The sequence below is a fragment of the Psychrobacter sp. FME6 genome (assembly GCF_014861365.1).
Classification (GTDB): Bacteria; Pseudomonadota; Gammaproteobacteria; order Pseudomonadales; family Moraxellaceae; genus Psychrobacter.
Genome location: NZ_RRYW01000015.1, coordinates 22,572 through 47,925, shown reverse-complemented (window position 1 = coordinate 47,925; position 25,354 = coordinate 22,572). Strand labels below are relative to the sequence as shown.

Genomic DNA, 25,354 nt, shown 5'->3' with positions numbered 1-25,354 from the left:
AATTATTTTATGATATTTGTCCTGGCCATAACAGTTTTATTTTGAACTGACTATATCATGTCTAAAAATAATAACAGTAAGCCACGCCCTCAATACCCAGAAAATAAACCTAGTATGAAAGAAGGTCAAGTGTCTGGTAAAAAAAAGAAGTAACAACTCTAAACCTTAGCATAATTTAGTTAAAAGATTGGTGGTGTTCTAAAAAGTATGCTGGCGATAAAAGTCAATAAGAAATCTATGCTAAGTTCTCTGATTCTATAGGGCTTTTCAAGGCTTCAAAATTGTTCAAATTTTAATCAGCATACTTTTTGACACACCACCAAAAGATTTATCTCAGGCCATGCGCTCAGCACGTGTGGCTTGATTTTCTAGATACTCTGGCCACTTGATACGTTCAGCTTTTATGCCTTCACTTATCTTAGACTCATAATAGACAGTCATAGACTCCCATAAGTCATAATAATCATCATAGATAACGCAGCTTTGTTCTTTATTCATTTTATTCTGCTTAGCTGTTTGCTCATAGATGTTCTGAAAAAAAGCATAGATGAACCAGATGATAGCTTCAGCACTAGGCGGTAGCCCTTTTAGGTCGCTTATATCTTCAGTCTTTATATACTTAACAAATGATTGTTGCCAATTTATCAGCACTTTATTAGGCTCGTCCCTTGCAGAATTTTCCATACCGACTAGCCAAAAGACGTCTTCAAGACTAAGCCAGTTTCTCTTACTGTCTCGCTCGCTTTTTTTATAAATGAACTCATCTAGCCTGCCTTCTTCATCTTCTACCTTCCAATCAATTTTGTCCCGAATACCATACAAACTTGTAGGCATTGTCTTGTGCTTCTGAAAATAGAAGACAGTTAGTAATAAATGAATAAAAGAGCGCGAGGTACAAGTAAACGGACTGCCGTTTTTATTGATTAAACTATGCTTTTTACTAGTTGAGTCATAATGCCATTTATCTGGATTTAATTTTTGCATAAACAGCCAGCCTAAACTAATAGGTGCAATAGCCTTTGAATAGGCCGCATGGTGAATACAGGCATCAAGATGAGCAACGAAACTCAAAGCTACATGTAGATAGAACTCGCTTGCTGGCATGTCAGCGTTGAGAGTGTCATCCTCATAGTTGAACGTATTGGACAAATAGGTTTTGAATTTTACAATTAGTTGATCACTAAGCTCTTGGTTTAGACATGAGTCTATAACCTTAGTATGCTCAAGTAGAACATGAGCTGTCTCAGCGCCAAAAGAACGCAATAAAGACTCATAAGGGTGACTGAGCGACTCATCCTCTACAAGTTTTATATCTTCCTTAGTAATACTACCTTTTTGCTGTGTAGTGGCTAAATCATCAAATATACTCGCTAATTGAGCTTGTCGTTTTCTATGTATCTTAGAAAGTTTTTTAGTGAGTTGACTTGCTAAGCCCTTGCCTTCCGGTATGCCTTTTATTAATAGCTGAGACGGTAGCATACTAGTAATATACCTTTGCTCTTCAGCTTTAGTCTCATATGAATTGATATTTTCATTTGGCATAGCCACCATCTCTTTATTTGAAATACTATCGCTATTTTAAACTCTTATTTTAATATAAAGCAGAAACTGAATGAACTGATTTAAGCGTTTAAAGTCTGACTGTGGTTATTTGGCAATTTCTTGATAAGTGCCTTTACTGTCAAAGCGACCGTTTAACGCTAAATCTTTTCTATCCGATACTTTGCCTAGGTGACAATACCAGTATTTTTTTGGTACGTTTTTATCAGCTTTAATATAACGAAGAATGATGTACTTAACATAACCTAGCAGAATAAAGCGCTACCAAGCGCCTTCTCATGCTACTTAACAGTATCTTAACGTTTTACGAAATAATCAGGAGTAATATTGGGGTTTGCTTATTCTCCTGTTAGTGGATTATAAGCAGTTACACGCTTTTTATGAAAGGCTCAAAAAACTATGATTGTCACACGTTATTTATTTTCTAGCTATAGAGATGATTGGTACGTCTGTTTAACCTAATGCGGCTCCAACCAATTTATTTCGTGCTTTACCAGCATTCCTGCAGTTTTCCTTAAGCGCGCCCTCAACTGTATACCCTTTATCGCGTTCTGCTTTGCATTTATCCTTTATTTTTTTGATTTCACTTGGATTGTCAATGTAATGCTGAGTGCTTAGAACTTTCTTTCCCTCTTCACCACAAGCAGCCAAGGATAATACTGAAATAACAGCAATACCTATAAGGTTTAAGTTTTTCATATTAACGTCCTGTTTATCGGGATATCTATTCAAAATAGATGATAGTAGCAATTACTTCAGGATTATATCAACTAATTTTATGTTTTAGGAGATAAGTCCATTTTTTGGTGGTGTTCTAAAAAATATGCTGACATCAGACGTATCCATAATTGATATAAAAAAATACCAAATCAAACACTGTTGAGTGATTGTCGAGCTTTTTAGAGAAGCAACAAGTCTTTCGAACGGCTCGACGTAATCGATATCTAAGGCGGCAATTATTGCCTTCTATACCTACAGTATATTGTTTTCCAATTCATTTATGATCTGATTTAAAGTCAGTTATGAAGCTGTTCCAATTGTCCATACTAATAGAGCTATAGCTCACTTTAAGCGGTCCCAGGTGGGAACGTAGCTTTCTGGCTGTACGCAAGTCACGTTTGCCCCAAACATAAGCAACTATCTCGTTTGTAGCGCGGTCATAAGCCTAAATAAGCCAGACTTTACGCTTCTTTCGATACACATAAGTCCAGAACTCATCAACCTCTAAGCGTTAATAGTAGTACTTTTTAGGCGCAATCTTATAAATGGATGAGCCTATAGTGCTGAGCACTTTACCAGTACTAACTGAGGCTATAACAGCAATATCTCTAACACCACGACCTCTAACCGTCATTAGCCGTATGCTGCCTTCTATTTTAGAATAACAGCCATGATAGGGTAAGGCATGGTCACCAATGAATTGTCGTTTGCAGTCCTTACATTGGTAGTTCTGCTTACCATAGCTTTTTATACCATTGATCGAAAGACTGGGACAGTTGGGGCAATTGATCTGTATTTGTGTCTTCATAACCTCAAATATATCATCTTGCTTTGGCTGTCACTCCTTCTTTTATTTCCTCAGCATACTTTTTGATACACCACCTCATTTTAATATAAAAGTTTCTGTTCTGAGTATTTGCTATGTTATGATAATCATAATCTCAAACCACCAAAACAATTATTTAATACAAGATATAGAGTTTAACGGAGTTAAAACTTATGCGTCTATTGCTATCAGTCCTTCTTGTCAGCATGTTAACAGCATGTTCTTCAAACGACGAGAACACAAGCTCTTCAGGCAATGAGAGCACAAGCGAAGAGCAAGTAAGCCAAGTAAATTCAGGAGACACCTATTCTGACTATATTGGTTACTGGCATAGCAATGCTGCCTCTAGAATTCGTCACACTAAGGTTTCTGAGATATATAAAGACGGTGATAATTACATGATAAATCCTGACGTTAACTTCGATCTTTCCATTAATGACTTTAGTGAAAATACACAAGTGATGTTAAAACCTAGTGACAGCAAGTTATTAGCGGAAAGTGAAAGAGGTGACACAATGGAGCTAAGCCTGTCAGACGATGGCCAAACTCTAAACGGGCAAAGCGGTAGCTCTACTACGAGCTTTACTAGGCTTGATAAGGCCAAGGCAGATGAAATCACTGCTACGATTAAAACCTGTGTTGATTTATATGACCAGTTCTATGCAAGGGCTGGTGAGTTGCCCGTCGGAGAGCCTGAATATAAAGCGCAAAGTGAAGCGTTGAGGTCTGATTTTGCTGATAAATTCGCGCCTTACAGGGATTTATGCCATGTCCCAAACGGTGTCGAGTCTGAGCTTCGCATGAGAGATATTGGTGGTTAAGTTACCCTGCTGACCGGCCTATGCTGGCATGTTTTATCACGGCAAATGATGAATAAACGCCCTACTATATCTTTATAGTGGGGCTTTTTTGTGGCTGCGTGTCTGGTTGCTTAACTTGCTTTGAAGCTCAACTCTGGATATTCATGAATATAGGTAATATGCTTCATATTTTTCTCAGTTATACGCAGAGGTAGTGGTGTTCTAAAAAGTATGCTGACGATAAAGGTCAATAAGAAATCTATGCTACGTTCTATAATCCTACAGCGCTTTAAAAGCTTCAAGAATTGTTTAAATTTTAATCAGCATACTTTTTGATACACCACCCGAATCTATATAACAAATAAACCTTATAAACAATGTAAAGTTTTATAAAGCCATACATAGCATAGGGTTAGCAACTTCTACTCATTTGATAGTTTACTTAGGTGACGCTGTTAATATCGGGATTTGAACCAGCGAGCTGTTCGTATTAAAGAGGGCGGGGAAATTGTAGAAGTCGTTGATACTGCACCTGATGGTATTTTTGCAGTGGCTCTTGGCGGACAAGATGGTAAGACCTTGTTTATGTGTGCAGCACCTGATTGGGATGAAGCATTACGTACCGCTGAGACTAAAGGTCGTATGCTCTCTACACAGGTTAAAGTTGGTCATGCTGGTACACCATAACTAACTTTTCAGCAGTTAAATAAAGTTGATATGCAAAAAATATTAACTATAGAAAAGCTAGACATTTAAAATAGTCTGGTTTTTCTATGGTTAATAGACCATTAGAGATATAATGGAACTATCTATATCAAGTCAAAACGACCAAGACCAATTATGAGCACATACATACTCGACACCGAAACCACAGGGCTTATTGAACCGCACATGACTGAGGCCGCCTACTCTATAATTGATATCAGCGATAGTAATGTGACTGTGTCGCAGGAGCTGAGAACTAAGCTTAGTATTAGTCAGCAATTTCCATTCAGAGACGTAGTTTTTCAATGACTATAATACCATAAAAACTTACTTTATAGGGCAGCTCATAATTTGTTAGGTGCGAATAAGTCTGTTAATGAGGGAGCAAAATTACCAGTATACTAAAAGTATCTATATAACGAACAAACCTTATGAACAATGGAAAATCCTTATAGAACTATACATAGTATAGCGTGAGCCACCTCTACTCATTTACTGGTTTTCTTAGGTGACGCTCTTAATATCAGGGTTTGAGCAGGTCTTAGAGAACAGATACCATCGGCCTATTTTAACAAGCTCTTTACCATACCAATTACTTTTATAGCTCAGCATGGTGGTAAACGTTGACCATGAGCTGTCTGATATGGCTTTGACATTCAAGTCCTCTATGGCAATAACATCGTGGTTTTTGATGATATTGAATGAGAGTTTGTGTAGAAAGTCTTTGCGACTATTCGTTATTTTCTCGTAAATCTTGGCGACTTTGTTTTTTTGCTTTTGATAGTAGCGGCAGTCGTTTAATTTGCACTGATCTGCTTTAGAAAATTATCTACTTTTATCCAGTATTTTCTATGCACGGGCCAACTTTGTGAGAAACTTAGGATTAGCCACTTTGCTACCGTCCGATAAGACGATAAAGTCAGTTAATCCTGAAGCAATCCCAATGTTTGAGCCACTACATATACTCTAAAACTCAAATACGCACTCATCCCCCTACCTTAGAGGTAGGGGGATGAGTGCGCGATACTGTTAAAAACGTGACGACATTGCTTTTCACTGACTATATAAAAAAAGCCTAGCGTTCAACGTTAGGCTTTCTTATTAACTAAGTAAAGTCTGTTATCTATTTAGGTGGGTTGTCTTTTAACCATAGTTGATTCACGATTTTTAACTCTCGTAACTCTTCCGCCATGATAGATTCACTGATACCAGGATATTTGATGATGGCATAGCTATATAAGCCAATCCCAAGTGCTGTCCAACCAAAGAATATCCACCACTCAATGGCACTAAGCGCTGAAGGCATACCTGGCATGTATAATATGAGCAAACCAAAGCCTAGTACAATGGTAAACATACCTACTAGCTTGCCAGCTGGTACTTTAAATGGACGTACCATATCCGGCTCACGGTAGCGCAGGACTAAGAAAGAGATCGCAACACACGTATAAGCAATGACAATCCCAAAACCACCAGCATCAACAATCCATACCAGCATTTTACGCCCAAATAATGGTGCTAGAGTAGCAAGACCACCAATTAATAAAATAGCATTCTTTGGTGTCTTGTATTTCGGATGCAATTTACCCAAAAATGCTGGTAGCATATGAGCTTTTGACATTGCATATAGTAGACGACTACCACCAATTAAAAACGCATTCCAACTAGATAAAATACCAAGCACACCGCCAATGACCAGTAAAATACCAGCCCATTTACCTTGCCACGCATTTGTCATGGCATCTGCAGTGGCTAAGGTAGAGCCTTGCGCTTGTATCAGCGGTAATGTGCGACCGACACTCCACGCCACACCGACATACCACATGACAGCAATAATAATAGAGACAATCAAAAACTTACCAATATTAGGACGGGTAAGGTCAATCTCTTCTGCGGCTTGAGGAATAACGTCAAAGCCGACAAACATAAAAGGTACCATGACAATCACCGTCATCATGCCACCAATACCACCGATAAATGCTGGCGCTTGAACTGCTGTTGAAGTCTCAGAACTATAGAGCACCGCCCCAATGAATAATAACGTACCGACGAATAAAATACCCAGTACCGCTGTTTTTTGGAACCAAGCACTGACTTCCATCCCGCGAATATTGAGCCAAGTCACAATCACTGAGCCAAGCATACCCACCCCGACCCAAGTGGCGTAAACATCCCATCCAGCAATCGTCCACAGATAACCTTGGTTATAATTAGGAATAAAATACTCAACCACGGTAGGCAATGCCACAGCTTCAAAAGCAACGACGGAGAAGTAACCAAACAAAATACTCCATGAACAAATAAAAGAGACTGTGACTCCTAGTGCTCGATGTGTATAGGTATGCTCACCACCCGTCACTGGCATAGATGAGGCCAGCTCAGCATAGTTAACGCCAATCATAATGACAGCCAAACCACCAATCATGAACGCTAACATGGAACCCCATGTTCCTGCAGCAATGATCCAATCACCTGCCAGAACCACCCACCCCCAACCGACCATAGCGCCGAATGCTAAGGCAATAATATCAAACATACCTAGCGATTTTTTTAGCTCAGACATAATTTGCTCCTTGTCCGTGTGTCATCCGTGTCAGTCCTTTTTCAATTACACTGATACTAATTATTCTTTATTTAGTAGGGTCTTGCCCTTTGTCTTTATCTTTCCATACCCATCAGACGATAGGTTTAACTGTATTTATAAGATTTGCCTAGCAGAGACAGCAACGGCGTCTTGACTTGCAAGGCGCCGTTGTAAAGCATGGCCAGAGTAAACACTCTGAAGGCGACCTGTATGCTGCTACCATTAACGTTTAATCTATCCAGTGCAATCAATAGGCTGACAAAATATTTAGGCTACTAATATGCCTTTGATGATATCAAGACCTTCTTGCAGCACTTCATCTTCTACCGTTAATGGCACCATCACACGAATGGCATTACCATACATACCGCAAGACGCTAGCAGCAAGCCTTGCTCAAAAGCCTTTACCTTTAGATTAGCAGTCATCTCCGTGTCTGGCTGACCATTACTATCGATTAGCTCAAACGCAAGCATTGCACCTTTATGGCGAATATGACCGATACTATTTAGATTTAAATCCTTTAGAAAAGACGCAATCTTGTCGCCAATCTCAACACTGCGCTCTATTAGGTTTTCTTCCTCAATCACTTCCATCACTGCCAATGCAGCCACACAAGACAATGGGTTACCAGAGTACGTACCACCCAAGCCGCCAACTTGCGGCGCATCCATAATATCAGCACGACCGATAACAGCAGATATAGGATAACCGCCAGCCAAGCTTTTTGCGCTAGTCATTAAATCAGGCTCAACACCTAACTGCTCACTGGCAAACAAAGTACCCGTACGCGCAAAACCACACTGTACTTCATCAAAAATCAGCACGATGCCATGCTCATCGCAGATACCACGCAAAGCTTTAGCAAAGGATGGAGTTACTTGATGGAAGCCACCTTCGCCTTGAACTGGCTCAATTATCATCGCTGCCACTTCACTTGGATCGATATCTGCTTGAAAAATCATTTCAAGGCTATGCAAAGCTTGTGCCTCGGTAACGTTTAATTCTTCAGCAGGGAATAACGCATGAAAGACAGGACCTGGCATCGGACCAAAGTTCTTTTTGTAAGGCAACACTTTACCGGTCAAGCTCATGCACATTAAGGTACGGCCATGCCAGCCGCCAACAAACGAGATGACACCTGGGCGACCGGTTTTAGCACGTGCAATTTTGATACAGTTTTCAACTGCTTCTGCACCAGTGGTCAAAAAGAACGCTTTTTTCTTACCGCTAATAGGTGATTTTTCACAGAGCTTTTCGGCAAGCTCAACATAGCATTCATAGTTGATCATTTGCGCGGCAGTATGCGTAAATTTATCAAGCTGCTCGTGCACACGTTGAGTAATTTTAGGATGGCTGTGACCAGTATTTAGGACTGAGATACCACCGACAAAATCGATATAACGATTGCCTTCAATATCCCAGACTTCGGAGTTTTTTGCTTTTTCTGCAAAGATAGGAAAAGCAACCCCAAGTCCAGTTGGTAGAACCGCTTTACGGCGCTCGAGCAATGATTGATTAGTAGTCATAAGAATATCCTTTTCTTTCTTTTTTACGTAAGTGCCAATGTTAAGCAAATACCAATATTGCGTTAGTCAGTGGCGGTTATAAGATAAATACTAAATGTAGCTAAATGCTATATATAGTTGGCACCTACCTGGAATAGATACCAAGCACTTAAATTATTGACATTGAGGTAAATAAGTCTCAACCATAAAGTTAACTAACATCAGAACACCAATACTTGGTCACGACATATTCTTCGATGCCATACTTTGAACCTTCACGACCAAAACCTGATTGTTTAACGCCACCAAACGGTGCAACTTCAGTAGAAATCAGACCCGTATTGTGACCAACCATACCGTACTCAAGTCCTTCTGTTACTCGCCAAGCGCGTGCAAAATCCCCACTATAGAAATAAGCGGCAAGACCATAAATGGTGTCATTGGCATCACGAATGACCTCCTCTTCACTGGAGAAGGTAAATATGGTGGCGATAGGACCAAATATCTCTTCGCTAGCAATATCCATATCGTCATTTAGATTAGTAATAACGGTTGGATTAAAGCTCAGCGCGGAGGCGTCATTCATATCACCACCTGTGATGATTTTTGCGCCTTTATCAAGCGCATCTTTTAATAATGCCTGTACCTTTTCTAATCCATCTTGATTGATGAGCGGTCCAATATCGACGCTCTCATCCATACCATCACCAACTTTAAGCTCTTCGACTTTTTTGACAAAAATACCTAAGAATTTATCTTTGATACTGTCTTGAATATAGACGCGGTTGGCACAAACGCAGGTTTGGCCAGCGTTACGATATTTGGAGGCGATTAAGCCATCAGCGGCTTTTTCGAGATCAGCATCATCAAATACGATAAAAGGGGCGTTACCACCAAGCTCTAAAGACAGCTTTTTAATCGTTGGGGCACATTGCGCCATCAAAGTACGACCAACTTCAGTTGAGCCAGTAAATGATAGTTTTTGGATACGAGAATCACCCGTTAAGATATCGCCAATCACTGAGGATTTACCAGTGACTACTTGAATGACGCCTGCTGGGATACCCGCATGCTCTGCTAGTACGCCCAATGCTAGAGCAGAAAACGGTGTTTCAGAGGCAGGTTTAATGATAATCGTACAGCCAGCTGCCAATGCAGGTGCCGCTTTACGAGTAATCATTGCTGCTGGAAAGTTCCATGGAGTAATGGCTGCACAGACACCAACAGGTTGTTTTAAAATGACATAACGCAATTGCGAGTTGGTAGCAGGGATGACATCGCCGTAGACGCGCTTACTTTCTTCTGCAAACCAGCGGATAAAACTATTGGCGTAGCCAATCTCACCACGTGACTCGACCAAAGGCTTGCCCTGCTCGGCAGTCATAATAATGGCTAAATCTTCTTTATTATCATCAATAAGATCCGCCCACTTTTGCAGCAGAACGCTACGTTCTTGCGATGTTTTTGCTGCCCAAGCGGTTTGAGCATCATAAGAGTAAGCGACCGCTTCATTGACATCATCTTTGGTCAGACTTGGTACAGAGCCAATCACATCACCTGTGAATGGGTTGCTCACCTCAATAGTGCAATTGTCGTTGGCAGCGTACCAGCCGTCATTAATAAAGCACTGCTCTTTGATTAAGGCAGGGTTTGAGAGGTTTAACGGGTTTTTTTGCTTAGTATTTTGTGTCGTATTTTGCATCGTAACACTCCATGTTTATCGTTCTTTTAGGGTTGATTATTAATGAAGCTATTTAGCAAATTTCGTTAAAATAGAAAATAATAAATAGCGTTTAAAATAATCGTTAAAACTGAAATATTCAGTCATTCATATCTATTGATAACTTATATATTGTTCAGTATACTGAACACAGGTTCTATATACGAGACACCATTATAGGAATGATGCCACACTTTTTGCAACTGTTTTTTTGAGTGTTATTCGGAAAACTTGTATCTCTTACATTTTCATAGGTAACTTATGAGCACAACTGCCGTTCCTGCATTAGACAAAACCTTTCAAATTTTAGATTTAATTACGGCAAGTCAGCAGCCATTGACGGCTGCTTATATAGCCAAGGAGTTAAGTCTGCCTCGAAGCTCGACGCATAATATATTACAGAGCTTATTGGTAAAACATGTCATCTATAAAGATAGTGATAACCGTTTTTATTTAGGTTCATACCTACTATATTGGGCAGGAAAATATGAGCAGCAGCAGGGTGTTATTCAACTATTTAAAGACCTTATCGTGCAATACCCTATCTTGCTACAACATACCGTCACTCTATCTAAGTTAGATTTAGGCGAGGTCGTATTTTTAGCGTGTCATGAAGCCCCTGCACCACTTGGCTTTACTTTCCGTGCTGGTGTACGTGTACCGGCGGTCTTTTCAGCAACTGGTAAAGCCATGCTCTCAACTCTACCCATTCACACCATAAAATCTTTATATAATGACAACTTCCCTAAACCACTTACTCCCAATGGGGTCAGTAACTTTATCGATTTAGCTGACGAGCTAAATGCCATTCACAGTAGCCGCATCTCATTAGATGATGGGCAACTGCGCGATGGTATGTACTGCTTAGGTACTTATATCCGTAATGCGTCAGGCAATGCCATTGCAGGTATGGCAATCAGCTTTCTACAAGCAGAGTATGAATCTAAACGCGCTGAGGTCAGTACCGTATTAATCGAACTCGCCGAACAGATTGAGCAGCGCCTCGGTTTTACTACTGAACATTCAGCATAGCTTTGTTATTTACTAAGTTACTTACTAATCTTCATGATTCGGTGCTAAAAGGTATAAACAAGCTAAACAATCCCATCTGCTTTGAGCTTAGCTATCATGTCGCTGTCATAACCCAAATCAGCAAGCGTGCTATCCGTGTGCTCGCTCAATTGTGGCGGCGGCGTACGATAAGTAACCGGCGATGCTGATAGCTTAATTGGATTGCCAAGTGCTCGGACTGGGCTACCTTGTGCAGCGAAATCAACAATCATTTCACGTGCTTGAGCCTGCGGCATCGCCAGTGCCTCAGCGACATTATGAATCGCCCCGCTCGGAATACCGGCCGCATCCAAAACCTCTAACCAATAAGAGCGAGGTTTCTCAGAGAATTTTTTAGCAAGCTCACTGCACAACAGCTGGCGATTAATAACGCGTTGTGGATTGGTCGTAAAGCGGCTATCGGTATGCCAGTCAACAGCCAGTACATCACAAAGTTTGGCAAACTGACTGTCATTACCGCAGGCTAAAATAAAATGCGCTTCACCCTGCCCTGAAAATACTTGATAGGGTACAATATTGGGATGTTGATTACCCAGTCTTGGCGGCACATCATTTGAGGCCAAATGATTCATCCCAACGTTGGCTAGCATTGCTAGCGCACTGTCTAGTAATGCCACATCGACATATTGCCCGAGCCCAGTATTTTGACGCGCTAATAATGCTGCTTGAATACCAATGGTCAGCTGTAAGCCTGCAAACAAATCCACGACAGCCACGCCGACCTTATGCGGTTCGCCATCACGAGGACCCGTGATACTCATCAATCCTGATAGCCCTTGGATAATATAATCATAACCGGGGCGCTTAGCATCGGGGCCTGTTTGACCAAAACCTGTCAATGAGGCATAAATCAGGCGCGGATTGTCTTGTTTTAGACTATCGTAATCTAAACCGTATTTTTTCAGACCGCCAACTTTAAGGTTTTCAACGACGATATCGCTATCAGCAATAAGCTGTTTAATAATCGTCTGGCCTGCTGGCGTATTGATGTCGACGGTAAGCGATTTTTTATTACGGTTAATGGTGGCGTAATAAGCGGACGTATCATCGCTGAACTTTGGGGGTGCCCAGTGGCGGGTTTCATCCCCCACACTAGGACGCTCTATCTTGATAACTTCGGCACCAAGATCTGCGAGTACTTGCGTACAAGAAGGTCCTGCTAATACACGTGATAAATCGAGCACCTTGATACCGTGCAATGCACCCTGTGACATGGCTTTATTATTAGCATCAGACTCAGCCGTTGGTGAGCTCACTGTATCAACAGTCATAATAATTCCTTATTGTGTAACGTATCCTGGACTTGCTTAACCTAAAATTGCTATGCCTCATTTACCTTTTATCCACAAACAATGATAAGTAAATAATGGATAGCAACTAAAAAATGTACGCTACTGCTGATAAGTGCTTCGTAAAAAGCCAAACAGTAACGTACGTCATCAGGTAAACCGTATTAACGATTTTTTCCTAGAGAATTAATAAAAAGCTTGAATATCTGTTTGAGCACGCCCTAAGATTAGCGCATGAATATCATGCGTTCCTTCATAAGTATTGACGGCCTCTAAGTTCATCACATGACGAATGATATGAAATTCATCAGAAATACCGTTACCACCATGCATATCACGAGCAATACGGGCGATATCCAGCGCTTTACCACAGTTATTACGCTTAATCAGTGAAATCATCTCAGGGGCCGCATTGTCTTCATCCATTAAACGACCGACACGCAGCGCGGCTTGCAATCCTAAAGTAATCTCCGTCTGCATATTGGCAAGCTTCAATTGAACGAGCTGCGTTGCGGCAAGCGGACGACCAAACTGCTTACGATCTAGCGTATATTGGCGAGCCGCTTTCCAGCAGAACTCAGCCGCGCCCATTGAACCCCAAGCGATACCGTAACGGGCTTTGTTAAGGCAGCCAAATGGACCTTTAAGACCGCGAATATCTGGAAAAGTATTGGCTTCAGGAACAAAGACTTTATCCATGACAATTTCACCCGTCACTGAAGCACGTAGTGAGAACTTACCTTCAATCTTCGGTGCTGATAAACCTTTCATCTCTTTATCTAAAATAAAGCCGCGAATCTCACCAGCATCATCTTTTGCCCAAACGACAAATACATCAGCGATAGGACTATTGGTAATCCACATTTTATTACCTGTCAGCTCATAACCGCCATCAACGGCACGTGCACGAGTCGACATCGATGCAGGATCTGAACCTGAATCTGGCTCGGTCAAACCAAAACAACCGATATATTCACCAGTGGCAAGCTTAGGTAGATACCTTTCTCTTTGCTCTTCGGTACCGTATGCCCAAATAGGATGCATTACCAAACTAGATTGCACACTCATCGCTGAACGGTAGCCTGAATCAACTGCCTCTACTTCTTTGGCAATCAGACCATAAGCAACACTAGATAAACCGGCACAGCCATAACCTTCAATCGTGACACCAAGTAAGCCCATCTCACCCATTTGACGCATGATATTGCGGTCAAAATTCTCATGACGATTGGCTTCAACGATGCCAGGCATCAGCTCTTTTTGAAAAAACTGGCGGGCGCTGTCCGTTACCATGCGCTCTTCGTCAGTAAGCTGATCGCGCAATAAAAAAGGATCTTCCCAGTCAAAACTTGGACGCGTAGATGTTGCCATGTGCTGCTCCTTGATATCAGTCATCCTGACCGACGAGTAGTAATTAATGAGTAAATTGACTTAATAGGTTATTGACTTACTAATTCCGCTGTGCGAAACTTAGTTTCATAATTTAAATATATTAAAACAAAGTTTCAGGTCGCTGTAAACCTTTATCAAAAAAAATGAGCATAAAATGACAAAAAATATATCAGCAGCTCTACCATTACTGACTCGAATGAATACCATACTTGAGCAAAGCAAAGAAAATAATGACAGACAATTCGTGACTGCATTGGGGCGTGGACTGACTTTATTATCAGCCTTTGAGCATCATGATCAACTGAGCCATCAGCAGCTATGCCAGATGACTACCCTGCCAAAAGCGACCATCACTCGTCTGATTCACACCTTGATGACGCTTGGATTTTTGCGCATTACGGAGTACGGACAGTATCAATTGGGTAGTAGTGCCGTGCGATTAAGTGCTACTGCGTGGAGTCGTCATGATATGGTGGCGGCAGCTGAGCCGTTGCTACGACAGTTTGCCAGTAGCAATGAAGTATCGGTGAATCTAGCGACCGAGGTCGAAGGAGAAATGCGCTATCATGCTTGTTGTCGTAGCCCTGCTCGCCTATCTGTCAATTTGCAAGTTGGTTCAGCAGTGCCCGTAGCCCGAACCGCTATTGGACGCGCTTTTTATGCGGCTAGCTCGCCAGCGAGACAGGCTATCATTGACAGTAATTTAAAAGAGCATTTATCTACAGAGGATTATAACCACGCGCAGTCAGCTCTCTCTAAAGCAGCAGAGCATTATAAAGCGTATGGCTATACAGTATCAGATGGTGAGTTCTCTACTGATATATTGGCAGTGGCCGTTGGTGTCTTTGATGTTGCAACAGGTCAATATGCATATTCGCTCAATGCCAGTGTGCCTCGAGCAAATTGGGATGCGGACAATTATGCTCTGACGATGGTCGCTAAACTGCAAGTTCTTGCTGATAAGATCGGACGCAGTGCTTAGAAGGTCTCAGCATCGAAGAGGGTGGTTTAATAATACGTATAAAAATATTAGCTTATTGCTTATACTCCACTGGTTACTTCATGGGTTAGACATGCGCAAACTAAATCAGCAGTCGTAGCTTATTAATTGCATAGCTGCTTTGCAGAGTTTGAAACATTACCGTTATTGTCCGCCATCTTTTTAATAGCTCTGGCTTTAAACTCACCACTATAGGTTATCACTTTCTTGATCCTGGTAAACTCCTGTTATGATGCTTGGTTTACCTCTACAATTTCTTCAGCATAGCTCAATCTGAACTGGAAGTTAGGAGTCAGATAACATTTGAATTCATTTAAGTAGAAGGTAGAAAAAGCCATTTGATTAATGGCAATACTCTTACAAAAAAGGTAACTTAATAAATATAGACTAGAGTGTGCTTGACGGCAGGGGTCATTACTAATAGTACCTAATAAAAATAAGTCCTAAGCAACTCAGAATTGTCTTATAGATATGTAAAAACATCCCTGTTATATTAGACTCATGAGGGTTTGAAATAATCACTCACCTATACAAGGAAGCATAGAATGACAGGGATTGAATTTTAGGTGGTGTTCTAAAAAGTATGCTGGCATCAGACGTAGCCATAATTGATGTAAAAGAACACCATATCAAACACTTTGAAGTGATTATCGAGCTTCTTAGAGAAACAACAAGTTTTTCTAACCGCCCGACGCAATCGGTGTCTAAGACGGCAGTTATTACCTTCAATGCCTACCGTATGAGATTTGCCAACTCGTTTGTGGTCAAATTTAAAGGCGGTTATAAAACTGTCCCAGTTATCCATGCTAATCGAGTCATAGCTGACTTTAAGCTGCTTGAGACGAGCTCTTAACTTCTTAGCCGTTTTTAGGTCACGTTTGCCCCAGACATAAGCGACAATCTCATTGGTAGCGCGATCATAAGCATAAATAAGCCAAACTTTACGCTTTTTGCGATACACGTAAGTCCAGAATTTATCAACCTCTAAGCGTTCATAGTAGCGCTTCTTAGGCGCGATCTTATAAACAGATGAGCCTATAGTATTGAGCACTTTACCTATACTAACTGAGGCTATAATAGCAATATCTCTAACACCGCAACCTCTAACCGTCATTAGCCGTATGATGTCTTCTATTTTAGAGTGACAGCCCTTATAAGTTAAGGCATGGTCACCAATGAATTGACGTTTGCAGTCCTTACACTGATAGTTCTACTTGCCATAGCTTTTTATGCCGTTTTTCTTTAAACTGGGACTGTGACAGTCGGGGCAGCTGATATCTATTTGTGTCTTCATAACCTCAAATATATCATCTTGCTTTGGCTGTCACCCTCCTTTTATCTCCTCAGCATACTTTCTGATACACCACCTTATTCTTTAACTATCGTTAAGTAGAAGACCTTGTTTTAAAGCGCAGTAACCGTAAAGCATTCAGCGTGACTAGCACAGTAGCGCCAGTATCAGCCAATACGGCAATCCAAAGTCCTGTAATGCCGAGCACCGTTGTTATTAGAAATATACCTTTTAAGCCCAGTGCAAAGATGACGTTTTGATGGATATTTCTCATGGTGGCGCGGGATAAGGCAATAAGGTTCGCAACGTCCATCACGCGGCTTTTTAATAGTGCGATATCAGCCGTTTCGATAGCCACATCCGTACCACTACCCATCGCAATGCCGACATCTGCCGTTGCCAAAGCGGGTGCGTCATTGATGCCATCACCAATCATCGCTATTTTACTATTGGCTTGCATCTCGCTGAGTAGACGCAGCTTATCTTCAGGTAACAGTTCAGCCTTCCACTCTATATCTAACGGATTGGCAAGCGCTTTTGCCGTACGGCTATTGTCGCCTGTAAGCATGACAGAGCGCACATTCATCTTGTTAAGCTGGGCAATAGCTTGCTGTGCATCCTCTCGCAACTCATCACGTAGAGCCACCAACCCTAGCGCCTCACTCGTTTGCTCATCAAACAAAATCGAAACCGTCTTGCCGTCATTTTGTAGCGTTTCAATTTGAACCTGCTGCTCAGCTGACAACATAACTTTCTCAGCTACGTAGACGGGTGAGCCGATAGCTAAAGAACGTCCAGCGACAGTTGCATGAACGGCTTTACCTGCAGTAGCAGAAGCATTAGAGGCATCAGGTATAATCACCTTAGCGGCTTTGGCATGATCCACAATAGCTTGAGCAAGAGGATGACTAGAAGCGGAATCTACACTCGCAAACAGTGCCAATAATTTATCTTGATCCTCAGCGTCTATATGTGATTTTGTGAAGCCAATAATATCGGTTACCCGTGGTTTGCCTTCGGTCAGGGTACCCGTTTTATCAAAAGCGATGGTACTGACCTGACCTACCAACTCCATGACATTACCGCCTTTGATAAGCAGTCCATGACGCGCACCAACGGCCAAACCTGAGGCAATAGCAGCGGGTGTTGATAGTACTAGAGCGCAAGGACAGGCAACCAGTAATAGCGCAAGACCACGATATAGCCATGTCGCCCACTCTCCTCCCATCAGCAGCGGTGGAATGATAATGACTAAGGCAGCAATTGCCATGACGATAGGGGTATAGTAGCGGCTAAAGGTCTCAATAAAGCGCGCGGTCGGTGCTTTGGACGCTTGCGCCTGCTCCACAAGCTCAATAATACGCGCAATCGTATTATCCGCAGCCGTTTTCTCCACACGTATTTGTAGCACTCCATCAACGTTGATAGATCCAGCAAAGACATCATCGTTTATGGTCTTGGCAACAGGAACAGATTCTCCCGTCACAGGCGACTCATCAAGGCTGGATATACCTTGGATAATGACTCCATCAGCAGAGACTCTATCACCAGGACGCACGAGAACTTTATCGTTAACCTGTAATGAAGTTGCCGCTACCTGACGTTGTTGCCCTTGCGCGTCCAATAAGATAGCCGTCTTTGGCACTAGTGACGATAAAGCTCTGATCCCTGCGCGAGCACGATCAGCCGCGACGCTCTCTAACAACTCACCAACAGAGAATAAGAATACCACGGCAGCGGCTTCTTCAGCTTCACCAATAATAAGGGCACCGATAGCAGCAACGGACATGAGCATTTCGATTGAAAAAGGCGAACCTGTTGACGCCAGTACAAAAGCTTTACGGACAAATGGCAGGACACCAATAGCCACAGCAGCCACAAAAGCCCATGCGCCATATTCAGGGAAAATTAAAGACAACACATATGCTGCGCTCATCAAAAGCCCAGTACCAACGACCTGCTTGCCCTTTATGGTCTGCCACCAGCGCTTATCGTCTACAGCTGCTTGACTACCATCAATGCCCACCTTATTTTTTTGGTCGGTTAACTCTGACACACCAAACCCCAGACGCTTAATGGTTTTTTTGATCTCTTCAACGTCAGTCGTTGCATCAGGCGCTAGGGTTAGCTCTAGCCTTTGGGTAGCAAAGTTTAGCTGCACCTCAGAGACGCCATGCATACGTATTAGCGCCCTCTCAATTTTGCCAACACAACTCGCACAGTCCATACCTTCAATATGATATTGCATAATCATTTATCCTTTTATTGAAGGCATTATGAACCCTGTAGTGGCTTCAGAGTCAAGGTTTTTGACAACAAGGCAGTTTGATTTTCTATCATCAAACTGCCTTGTTGTTTTAGATTATAGAGGGCATTATTTGAAGAAATAAAAATGCTTATAGCGGCAGTAGTTTCTACTGCCGCTATTATAAGAAAGAGAAGTTATTACTGGAGCCTTTACGCAGCCAAAATGCTAACTCTTAATTTTGGCTATGCAGTATACTGGGGCCTGTCCTCATTTTGAAAATGGTGATACGCCCTAGAGTTTTATCGCTCAAGACTCGTTCTGTCACCTACACGCCCCCTGCCCCTTTACTTGATGCCTCGCTATTTTCAACCAATATCGCCGCAGCACTTTTCTTAAGTATTGCCCATTGCTCATCGTCGACATAAACGCCTTCTTTCCAAGCGCGCTGATGGGTTTCGAACAGCTCATCCGTTGATATTTTATGGTCAAAATACTGAATATCTTGTTCAATATCAAAATTAGAGGTCGCAAGCTCAATTACCATATCATTGGTATTATAATTCTCCTGCCCCTCATTAAAGAAATATAAATCAGGATAGACAAACCTTTTATCCAAAGTAAAGATGGTGTGCTTAGGGGCGCTGCCATTATCCCACTTAGCCAGACAAGCGATGCCTTTTGCCGCAAGAGTTACCAGTTCGCTATAAGCCAGCCAGCGGTTATGACAGTTACGCAAGTAGATTCTGAAATGCTCACGATTGCCCATTTTTTCAATGGCGTAGTCCATCACCACCGGTAAATGACAGACCAGACTGCTGCCATGCAGATCTAAGATGAGCTCTTCCTCAGTTTGATGAACGATATCAATGGCCACATCACGTTCGGACAGTATAAAAGGACTGGCATTATTAAAATGTAAAATACCATTGAGTCCAGCCATCTGTAGCTCCGCTACCATAGAAGCAATAAGATCTGCCTCACCCACCTCACGTTGCAACCCCAAAAAGGCTTTATTCACCATGGTCACGATTTCATTATGCGATACAATCATGTCTCAATACTCCTTATTGGGCAGTTAACGGTAAGGTGGTCAACTCATTTATTTTTGGTAAAAGAGGAAATAGCCATTCATCACTATGCACATCATTGAATAACGGCGCACCTTGGAACAAGGTCACACGCACCCAGCGATCTGAACGTGGATCAAACTTAGTTGCACCAAACATAGACAATTTACAGCGCAATAAATGCATCGGTAATGCGGTTTTTTGCAATACGTTAATCTGAATATCGCCCATCTTCTTATGACCCATCGTCCAAACACGACGGGCGATGGTGCGATATTTTGGCTGGGTTAAGATAAATTCTGATAGCAACTGTTGTGGATTTGCCTGCTGTAACGCTAAATACAAAGTATTCGCTTGTCTGCCAATATCGAGCAAGAACTCTTTATCATCGCCACGCTCTTGTCCACGCACGCCCATTCTCGGCTCTTCTTTATCCTCAGAGCGATACCAAAACCAATAGACATTTTCTTCTGCAGCAAAATCAATGTTGATTGCCCACTGATAACGCGCCTCTAAAACCTCAATTAAGTCTTGAAGGACTTTGCCACTGGGCAGTGACATGGTCTCATCAGCGTTTACTTGCCCTGCAAACTCATCTACAAGATCAGGATAAAGCTCCATCAAGCAAGAGATAATAACCTCTTGACTCTCAAAAATTAAATGATCATTGCGCTGTAAAAAATCAGCCCATGTTTTACACTTTTTGAGCTCAGATGTGAGATTGTTTTGTAGGCTCGTTAATTCCTGCACAATGATGTTATTGATAATAATTTGTGGCTCATTGATAGTAACTACTTCAGAAAAATGCTGAATAGCACGATTCATTAAGCTTGAGAACTGCTGTATCTTATTATTATCCGCTTGATGCTCAATATCACAAACCAATACCGCTTGTAACGCCCCTTCGCGAGTACTTAGCCACTGATCAACGACACAAGGATGATTGATTAAATAAGGCGCCATACCCAAACCAGTGGCATTACCAATACCCAAATATTGCTTAATCTCTGGGTGTAGGCTGACTGCCTTATCGCCACCTTTTTTCTTAGCCAAATAATCGACCCAGTCGAGGCTAAACTCTCGAAGCAAATACACCGCACACATTTGCGCACGAAATGATTGGTTGAAGTCTTCGCTATGATCGAGTGGTTTAAAGTCAAAAATACCAAACTTACCATTGCCATAAACCGCAGTGGTGCGCAGGATATAACCGACTTGCGCCAGTACGTCCAAATCAGGTTGCTGTCCATCGGCAAGCGCACTGACAATATGCTCAAAGACTCGCACGCTTTTATTAGCCCGTGCCAGCACCATCACCATGTTTGAGTTGCGACCGGCTTCTTGTAGCGGCACGTTAGCTTTTAGGTTTGCCAATAGCTCATCGCCAATTTCGCCATAAACCAAAGCAAATGTCACATCCCACTTTTGCGCAATCACGCGATCATTGCGTTCTTCATCGGCAATCTGATTGCAAAACACCACCAAGTGATAAACGTGCTCCGGCGTTTGCAAACGATAGATAACTTGTCCGTAGCCATTGTCATCCAAACCGTTCCAAAAATCTTACTCAAACCTAGCCAATATTGACTATTAGATAGGTTTGACGTTTTCTTTCTGCTTCATTGTCACGCGCTATTTCTCATTTGAGATTTAGACTGACCACGACTCCACAGACTTTTTTAATTGGCGATGGGACTCACCGTCCAATAAACAGGATTATGCAGCTGTTAAAATAACAGTCGCGTTATTTAAAATATTGATGCTGGCGTTGAGGTCACGGTCATGAGAAACCTGACAGTTAGGGCACAACCACTCACGCATTTTCAATGTTAGCTCATCTTTACCAAGGATATGATTGCAGTTTGAACAGGTTTTTGAGCTTGGGTAGAAGGGTCCGACTGATTTCACAACCTTGCCTTGCTCAGTGGCTTTGTAGATAAGCTGTCGCTTAAACTCAAAGAAACCCAAGTCACTGATAGCTCTTGATAGCCGCCTGTTCTTAACCATACCTTTGACATTCAAATCCTCAATCGCAATCACATCGAACTCATTAACCAGACTTGTTGTGATTTGATGGAGAGAATCTTGCCTAATACACCTGATCTTATAGTGCAAACGAGAGAGCTTGGTTTTCGCTTTTTCTCTGTTTTTACTGCCTTTTTTAGTGCGACTGAGCGCTTTGTTTAGCGTTCTTAGTTTTTTAAGGTTTGCTTGAAGTGGTTTTGGCGCTTTAATTTTAGTGCCGTCTGATAAAACCAGTAAGTCGGTAATACCAAGATCAACACCAACGCTTTTACCTGTCTTTTTAGTAGGAATTACAGCTTTTTGTATTTCAACAGCCACACTAACAAACCACTTACCGCCACGTTTAGAGACGGTGGCTGACATGATCTTGCCGTCAAAACGTAAAGCTTCTTTTAAGCGAACCCAGCCCAAGTTTGGGATACGAATGGATTTACCTTTAATGGCAAATTGGTCGTTGGATAAACTGAATCTATCGTCACGGCCTTTTTTACGAGCGGTTGGGTATTTCGCTAAGCCTTTAAAGAAGTTGTTATAAGCATCACCCAACTGCATGATTGCCGCCTGCGGAGCGCATTTGGTCACTTCCAGCATATAGGGGAATAATTCACGCTTAATGGCGTTCAATTCGCGTCTGAGCTTCGCCTGTGAGGGCTTGTTTAGATTTTTAGTATCAACCTCAACGCCTGCGGCCAAACACGCATCACGGTACGCTTTGTCAAGCGCATACTGCCGCTGCCACTCATGCAAAGCCCAGTTGTAGGCTTTTCTCGCCACGCCACAAGCACGAGCAAGGTGATTTGCCTGTACGTTGTTTGGCTTGAGTTCGATAATGTGTCCACGGATCATAATGCTTTTTTAACCGCCTCTATTAATTGTTGGTTTTTCTTGCTGCGAGAGCCGTATAGCCTCGCTGAAAATACGGTGATAATCTCCAATACATCTTGGGCTAATTCTTGCTCAAAACTCAACTCTTCACCTTGATTGATTATTACCACTTCAACGTCACGAGCCTCACACAACATGAAAACCAGTTCTGCACCAAATCGTAAAAGCCTGTCTTTATGGGTAATTACCAGCCGTTCAACTTTATTGCTCAGTATGTCATCAAGCAGGTTTTTTAAGCCTTTCTTTTTATAATTCATTCCACTACCAAGATCGGTAATCGTCTCAAAAGTCCAGCCTTGCCTGGCACAATAAAGTTCCAAAACTTGAGACTGGCGAAGTAAGTCGTCTTTTTGATCACGACTCGACACACGAGCATAAGCAATGGTTTTTCGGTCTAATTTAGGTGGTGTATTCAAGGAATGCGGTCTGATTTCACTTAAATCATATCGCCTATGCCCGTTCTCGGTTCGCTTGGCGACTAACGTACCATCCTCATCCCAACGTCTTAATGTGGATTGAGCAACCCCGAAATGTTTGGCAGCCTCCCCAATACTAACCAGTTTCCCCATAACTTGCTCTCTATATTATAGATATAATCTATCTATTATAGTAATAAATAGGTAGGTTTGTATATGTTTTATTTAACTGTTTGCAACCCCAAAGATGCTTAGTTAGCGTCCAATTTTCTTTATCAATTTTACGCAGGAGCGTACGCACAAAGCTAATACGCGTTTGGTGCATCGCGCCCAATCTCTCAGATTGCATCACTACATCTGGGGTACGAAAGCTGACCGCGTCTAAATTATCGTTGGCTAGCTTTCCATTGTTTGGGTTACTATTACCTAATAAGCTATGTTCCATATGACTCTCACCTTAAATAATATATTAAGCCAATAATTTATCTGCTACTTTTAAATACTGACATCAATGCGTAAATAGGTTATCCGCTATATCCATGACGCATTCAATCGATTTCTTTAGTAGTGTTTTGTCTAGCAAGCTTTTCTTCCGCAATTTTATGATCTGTCTCAACTCGGTTAGGACGATAAAGATCTTGATCGCGTGCCATTTGCTGAGCAATCTTGGGTCCGTTCCATAATGATGGCAGTAGAACGAATGACACCGGTACCGCGGTAATCACGATAAAGGATTGCAAAGCTGTCACCCCACCTGAACCCAGCGAGATTAAAACGATAGCCGTTACCCCCATCATAATGCCCCAAAAGGTACGGATCATAGCGTTGGGCTCGCGCTCACCACTGATAACAACACTGATGGTATAGGTCATTGAGTCGCCGGTTGTGACGATAAAGACCATGGTTAAAATAATAAATAATAGCGAGGTAATTAAGGGGAATGGCAGCTGCTGAGTGACAGCCAACAAAGCACCCGGTAGATTAAAACCTTCAAAAGCGGTACTAACACTACCCGGATTGGCAATCTCAAACGCCAGACCTGAGCCACCAACGACCGTGAACCAAAAGCAGGTCACTAGTGGAGCAATAATACAAACCGTGGTGATTAATTGGCGAATGGTACGACCGCGTGAGATACGGGCAATAAAGATAGCCATCATCGGTCCATAACCCAAGAACCAACCCCAAAAGAATACTGTCCAGCCACCGAGCCAGCCTTCATCACCGCGAAAAGTCGCCATCGGGATAAAGTTATGCACCATCGTGCCAACGCCTTGGATATAACCATTAACAATAAAATTGGTTGGCCCAAACACCAAGATAAAGACCATAAGTGCTACAGCCAACATAACGTTAAAGCGACTAAGTAATTGCATACCGCGAGCCAGCCCACTAATGGCTGAGATGGTATAAAGGGCAATGGCAAAGATGATAATAACGAGTTGGGTAACGAACGTATCAGGAACACCGAATAGTGTATTGAGTGCATAGCTGGTTTGCAGTCCCAAAAAACCAATGGGACCAATCGTACCGGCAGCAACCGCGACAATACAGCAGGCATCAATGATTGCGCCCGTTTGACCATGTAGAACACGTTCGCCAAACATAGGATACAGGAGCGTACGAGGTTTAAGTGGCAAGCCTTTGTCATAATGCAAATGCATTACCACGATAGCGGTCAAGCTACCGACAATCGACCACGCCAAAAAACCCCAGTGCATAAATGACTGGGATAAAGCATTAAATGCACGTTGTTGGATATCAGCAGATTCGCCGTAGAGAGGTGGTGCTGTCACAAAGTGAGCAATCGGTTCAGCGGCTGCCCAAAAGACTCCACCACCCGCAAGTAGCGTACAAAATAGAATCGCCATCCATTTAAAGTTGTCCATTTCAGGCTTGGGTAGATTGCCTAAAATGACCCTTCCGGTGCGACCAGCGCCAACTGCTAACGCAATCACAAAAGTGGCTAACAATAAGATTTGCCAAAAAGGACCAAAAACTTTAGCCGACCACACAAAACCCAAGTCCACTATTTTCGATAAGCGCTCTTCTGCAAAGATCGCCATGAGAACAAAAATAATAATGAAACCACCACTGTACCAAAATGCTGGGTTTTTGAGCCCTAGCGTATCGGATGAGGCTTCTGCATGGGCTGAAGTATCCGCTATCTTAACGGCATCATTAGAGCGTCCTTGCCCATTATCCTTGCTATTAAATCCCTTTAAGTCAGCCATGGTGTGGCTCCATAA

At 42.2% G+C, this 25,354-nt stretch carries 19 protein-coding genes and 3 pseudogenes; 4 read left to right on the top strand and 18 right to left on the bottom strand.

What is annotated here, in order from left to right; all coding sequences use genetic code 11:
• Positions 1–333: 333 nt before the first annotated feature.
• The 3 genes and pseudogenes from EI162_RS03845 to EI162_RS03835 all read right to left on the bottom strand — a co-directional run bounded on the left by EI162_RS03845 (position 334) and on the right by EI162_RS03835 (position 3,088).
• The gene (locus tag EI162_RS03845; protein ID WP_192523106.1) at positions 334–1,542 is read right to left on the bottom strand and encodes a hypothetical protein; all 1,209 of its coding nucleotides are present in this window, start codon (positions 1,540–1,542) and stop codon (positions 334–336) included.
• Positions 1,543–2,013: 471 nt separating this feature from the next.
• Positions 2,014–2,259 carry an EexN family lipoprotein gene (locus tag EI162_RS03840; RefSeq protein WP_192523105.1) on the bottom strand — a complete coding sequence of 82 codons (246 nt, stop codon included), beginning with the start codon at positions 2,257–2,259 and terminating at the stop codon, positions 2,014–2,016.
• A gap of 133 nt (positions 2,260–2,392) precedes the next feature.
• Positions 2,393–3,088 (bottom strand): annotated as a pseudogene (locus EI162_RS03835) (IS1 family transposase).
• 191 nt (positions 3,089–3,279) lie between these two features.
• On the opposite strand from EI162_RS03835, the gene EI162_RS03830 reads away from it, so the two are divergent.
• The gene (locus EI162_RS03830) at positions 3,280–3,927 is read left to right on the top strand and encodes a hypothetical protein (protein ID WP_192523104.1); all 648 of its coding nucleotides are present in this window, start codon (positions 3,280–3,282) and stop codon (positions 3,925–3,927) included.
• A gap of 447 nt (positions 3,928–4,374) precedes the next feature.
• The gene (locus EI162_RS03825; protein WP_225735226.1) at positions 4,375–4,593 is read left to right on the top strand and encodes a hypothetical protein; all 219 of its coding nucleotides are present in this window, start codon (positions 4,375–4,377) and stop codon (positions 4,591–4,593) included.
• Positions 4,594–5,115: 522 nt separating this feature from the next.
• Here EI162_RS03825 and EI162_RS14900 read toward each other — a convergent pair.
• The 5 genes and pseudogenes from EI162_RS14900 to EI162_RS03800 form a co-directional block, all read right to left on the bottom strand.
• The gene (locus tag EI162_RS14900) at positions 5,116–5,271 is read right to left on the bottom strand and encodes a zinc ribbon domain-containing protein (protein WP_192523103.1); all 156 of its coding nucleotides are present in this window, start codon (positions 5,269–5,271) and stop codon (positions 5,116–5,118) included.
• A pseudogene (locus EI162_RS14895) lies at positions 5,260–5,403 on the bottom strand (transposase); the annotation flags it as partial. The pseudogene EI162_RS14895 and the gene EI162_RS14900, both read right to left, overlap by 12 nt.
• A 331-nt stretch (positions 5,404–5,734) precedes the next feature.
• Entirely contained in the window at positions 5,735–7,174 is a 1,440-nt protein-coding gene (locus EI162_RS03810; RefSeq protein ID WP_192523102.1) for an APC family permease, read from the bottom strand.
• Between the two features lie 288 nt (positions 7,175–7,462).
• Positions 7,463–8,722, bottom strand: coding sequence for a 4-aminobutyrate--2-oxoglutarate transaminase (gabT, locus tag EI162_RS03805; protein ID WP_192523101.1), 1,260 nt, complete (start codon positions 8,720–8,722; stop codon positions 7,463–7,465).
• A 190-nt stretch (positions 8,723–8,912) separates the two neighbouring features.
• Positions 8,913–10,403 carry an NAD-dependent succinate-semialdehyde dehydrogenase gene (locus tag EI162_RS03800; protein WP_192523100.1) on the bottom strand — a complete coding sequence of 497 codons (1,491 nt, stop codon included), beginning with the start codon at positions 10,401–10,403 and terminating at the stop codon, positions 8,913–8,915.
• A gap of 279 nt (positions 10,404–10,682) precedes the next feature.
• Between EI162_RS03800 and EI162_RS03795 the strand changes: the two genes are divergently transcribed.
• A complete protein-coding gene (locus EI162_RS03795) occupies positions 10,683–11,453 on the top strand; it encodes an IclR family transcriptional regulator (RefSeq protein WP_192523099.1) in 771 nt (256 codons plus the stop codon).
• Positions 11,454–11,515: 62 nt separating this feature from the next.
• Here the strand turns inward: EI162_RS03795 and EI162_RS03790 are convergent, their stop codons facing one another.
• Together EI162_RS03790 and EI162_RS03785 are read right to left on the bottom strand one after the other, a co-directional pair.
• A complete protein-coding gene (locus tag EI162_RS03790) occupies positions 11,516–12,706 on the bottom strand; it encodes a CaiB/BaiF CoA transferase family protein (RefSeq protein ID WP_192523109.1) in 1,191 nt (396 codons plus the stop codon).
• Between the two features lie 261 nt (positions 12,707–12,967).
• Positions 12,968–14,152 carry an acyl-CoA dehydrogenase gene (locus EI162_RS03785; RefSeq protein ID WP_192523098.1) on the bottom strand — a complete coding sequence of 395 codons (1,185 nt, stop codon included), beginning with the start codon at positions 14,150–14,152 and terminating at the stop codon, positions 12,968–12,970.
• Positions 14,153–14,327: 175 nt separating this feature from the next.
• On the opposite strand from EI162_RS03785, the gene EI162_RS03780 reads away from it, so the two are divergent.
• Positions 14,328–15,155 (top strand): IclR family transcriptional regulator, encoded by an 828-nt coding sequence (locus tag EI162_RS03780; RefSeq protein WP_192523097.1) that lies wholly within the window; start codon positions 14,328–14,330, stop codon positions 15,153–15,155.
• Positions 15,156–15,765: 610 nt separating this feature from the next.
• Here EI162_RS03780 and EI162_RS03775 read toward each other — a convergent pair.
• The 8 genes and pseudogenes from EI162_RS03775 to EI162_RS03740 form a co-directional block, all read right to left on the bottom strand.
• Positions 15,766–16,467: pseudogene (locus EI162_RS03775) on the bottom strand (IS1 family transposase).
• Positions 16,468–16,558: 91 nt separating this feature from the next.
• The gene (locus EI162_RS03770) at positions 16,559–18,712 is read right to left on the bottom strand and encodes a heavy metal translocating P-type ATPase (RefSeq protein WP_192523096.1); all 2,154 of its coding nucleotides are present in this window, start codon (positions 18,710–18,712) and stop codon (positions 16,559–16,561) included.
• 325 nt (positions 18,713–19,037) lie between these two features.
• Complete coding sequence (locus EI162_RS03765; protein WP_192523095.1) at positions 19,038–19,763, bottom strand: DUF3726 domain-containing protein; 726 nt, start codon at positions 19,761–19,763, stop codon at positions 19,038–19,040.
• A 13-nt stretch (positions 19,764–19,776) separates the two neighbouring features.
• Positions 19,777–21,327: a hypothetical protein gene (locus tag EI162_RS03760; RefSeq protein WP_225735225.1), complete on the bottom strand. Its 1,551-nt coding sequence runs from the start codon at positions 21,325–21,327 to the stop codon at positions 19,777–19,779.
• A 168-nt stretch (positions 21,328–21,495) separates the two neighbouring features.
• Positions 21,496–22,650, bottom strand: a complete 1,155-nt coding sequence (locus tag EI162_RS03755; protein WP_192523094.1) for an RNA-guided endonuclease InsQ/TnpB family protein — start codon at positions 22,648–22,650, stop codon at positions 21,496–21,498.
• Positions 22,647–23,258, bottom strand: a complete 612-nt coding sequence (locus EI162_RS03750; RefSeq protein WP_068404139.1) for an IS607 family transposase — start codon at positions 23,256–23,258, stop codon at positions 22,647–22,649. Before EI162_RS03750 ends, EI162_RS03755 begins: the two co-directional genes overlap by 4 nt.
• Positions 23,259–23,286: 28 nt before the next feature.
• Positions 23,287–23,550, bottom strand: a complete 264-nt coding sequence (locus EI162_RS03745) for a hypothetical protein (protein WP_192523110.1) — start codon at positions 23,548–23,550, stop codon at positions 23,287–23,289.
• 103 nt (positions 23,551–23,653) lie between these two features.
• Positions 23,654–25,339 (bottom strand): BCCT family transporter, encoded by a 1,686-nt coding sequence (locus EI162_RS03740; protein ID WP_192523093.1) that lies wholly within the window; start codon positions 25,337–25,339, stop codon positions 23,654–23,656.
• Between the last annotated feature and the right edge of the window lie 15 nt (positions 25,340–25,354).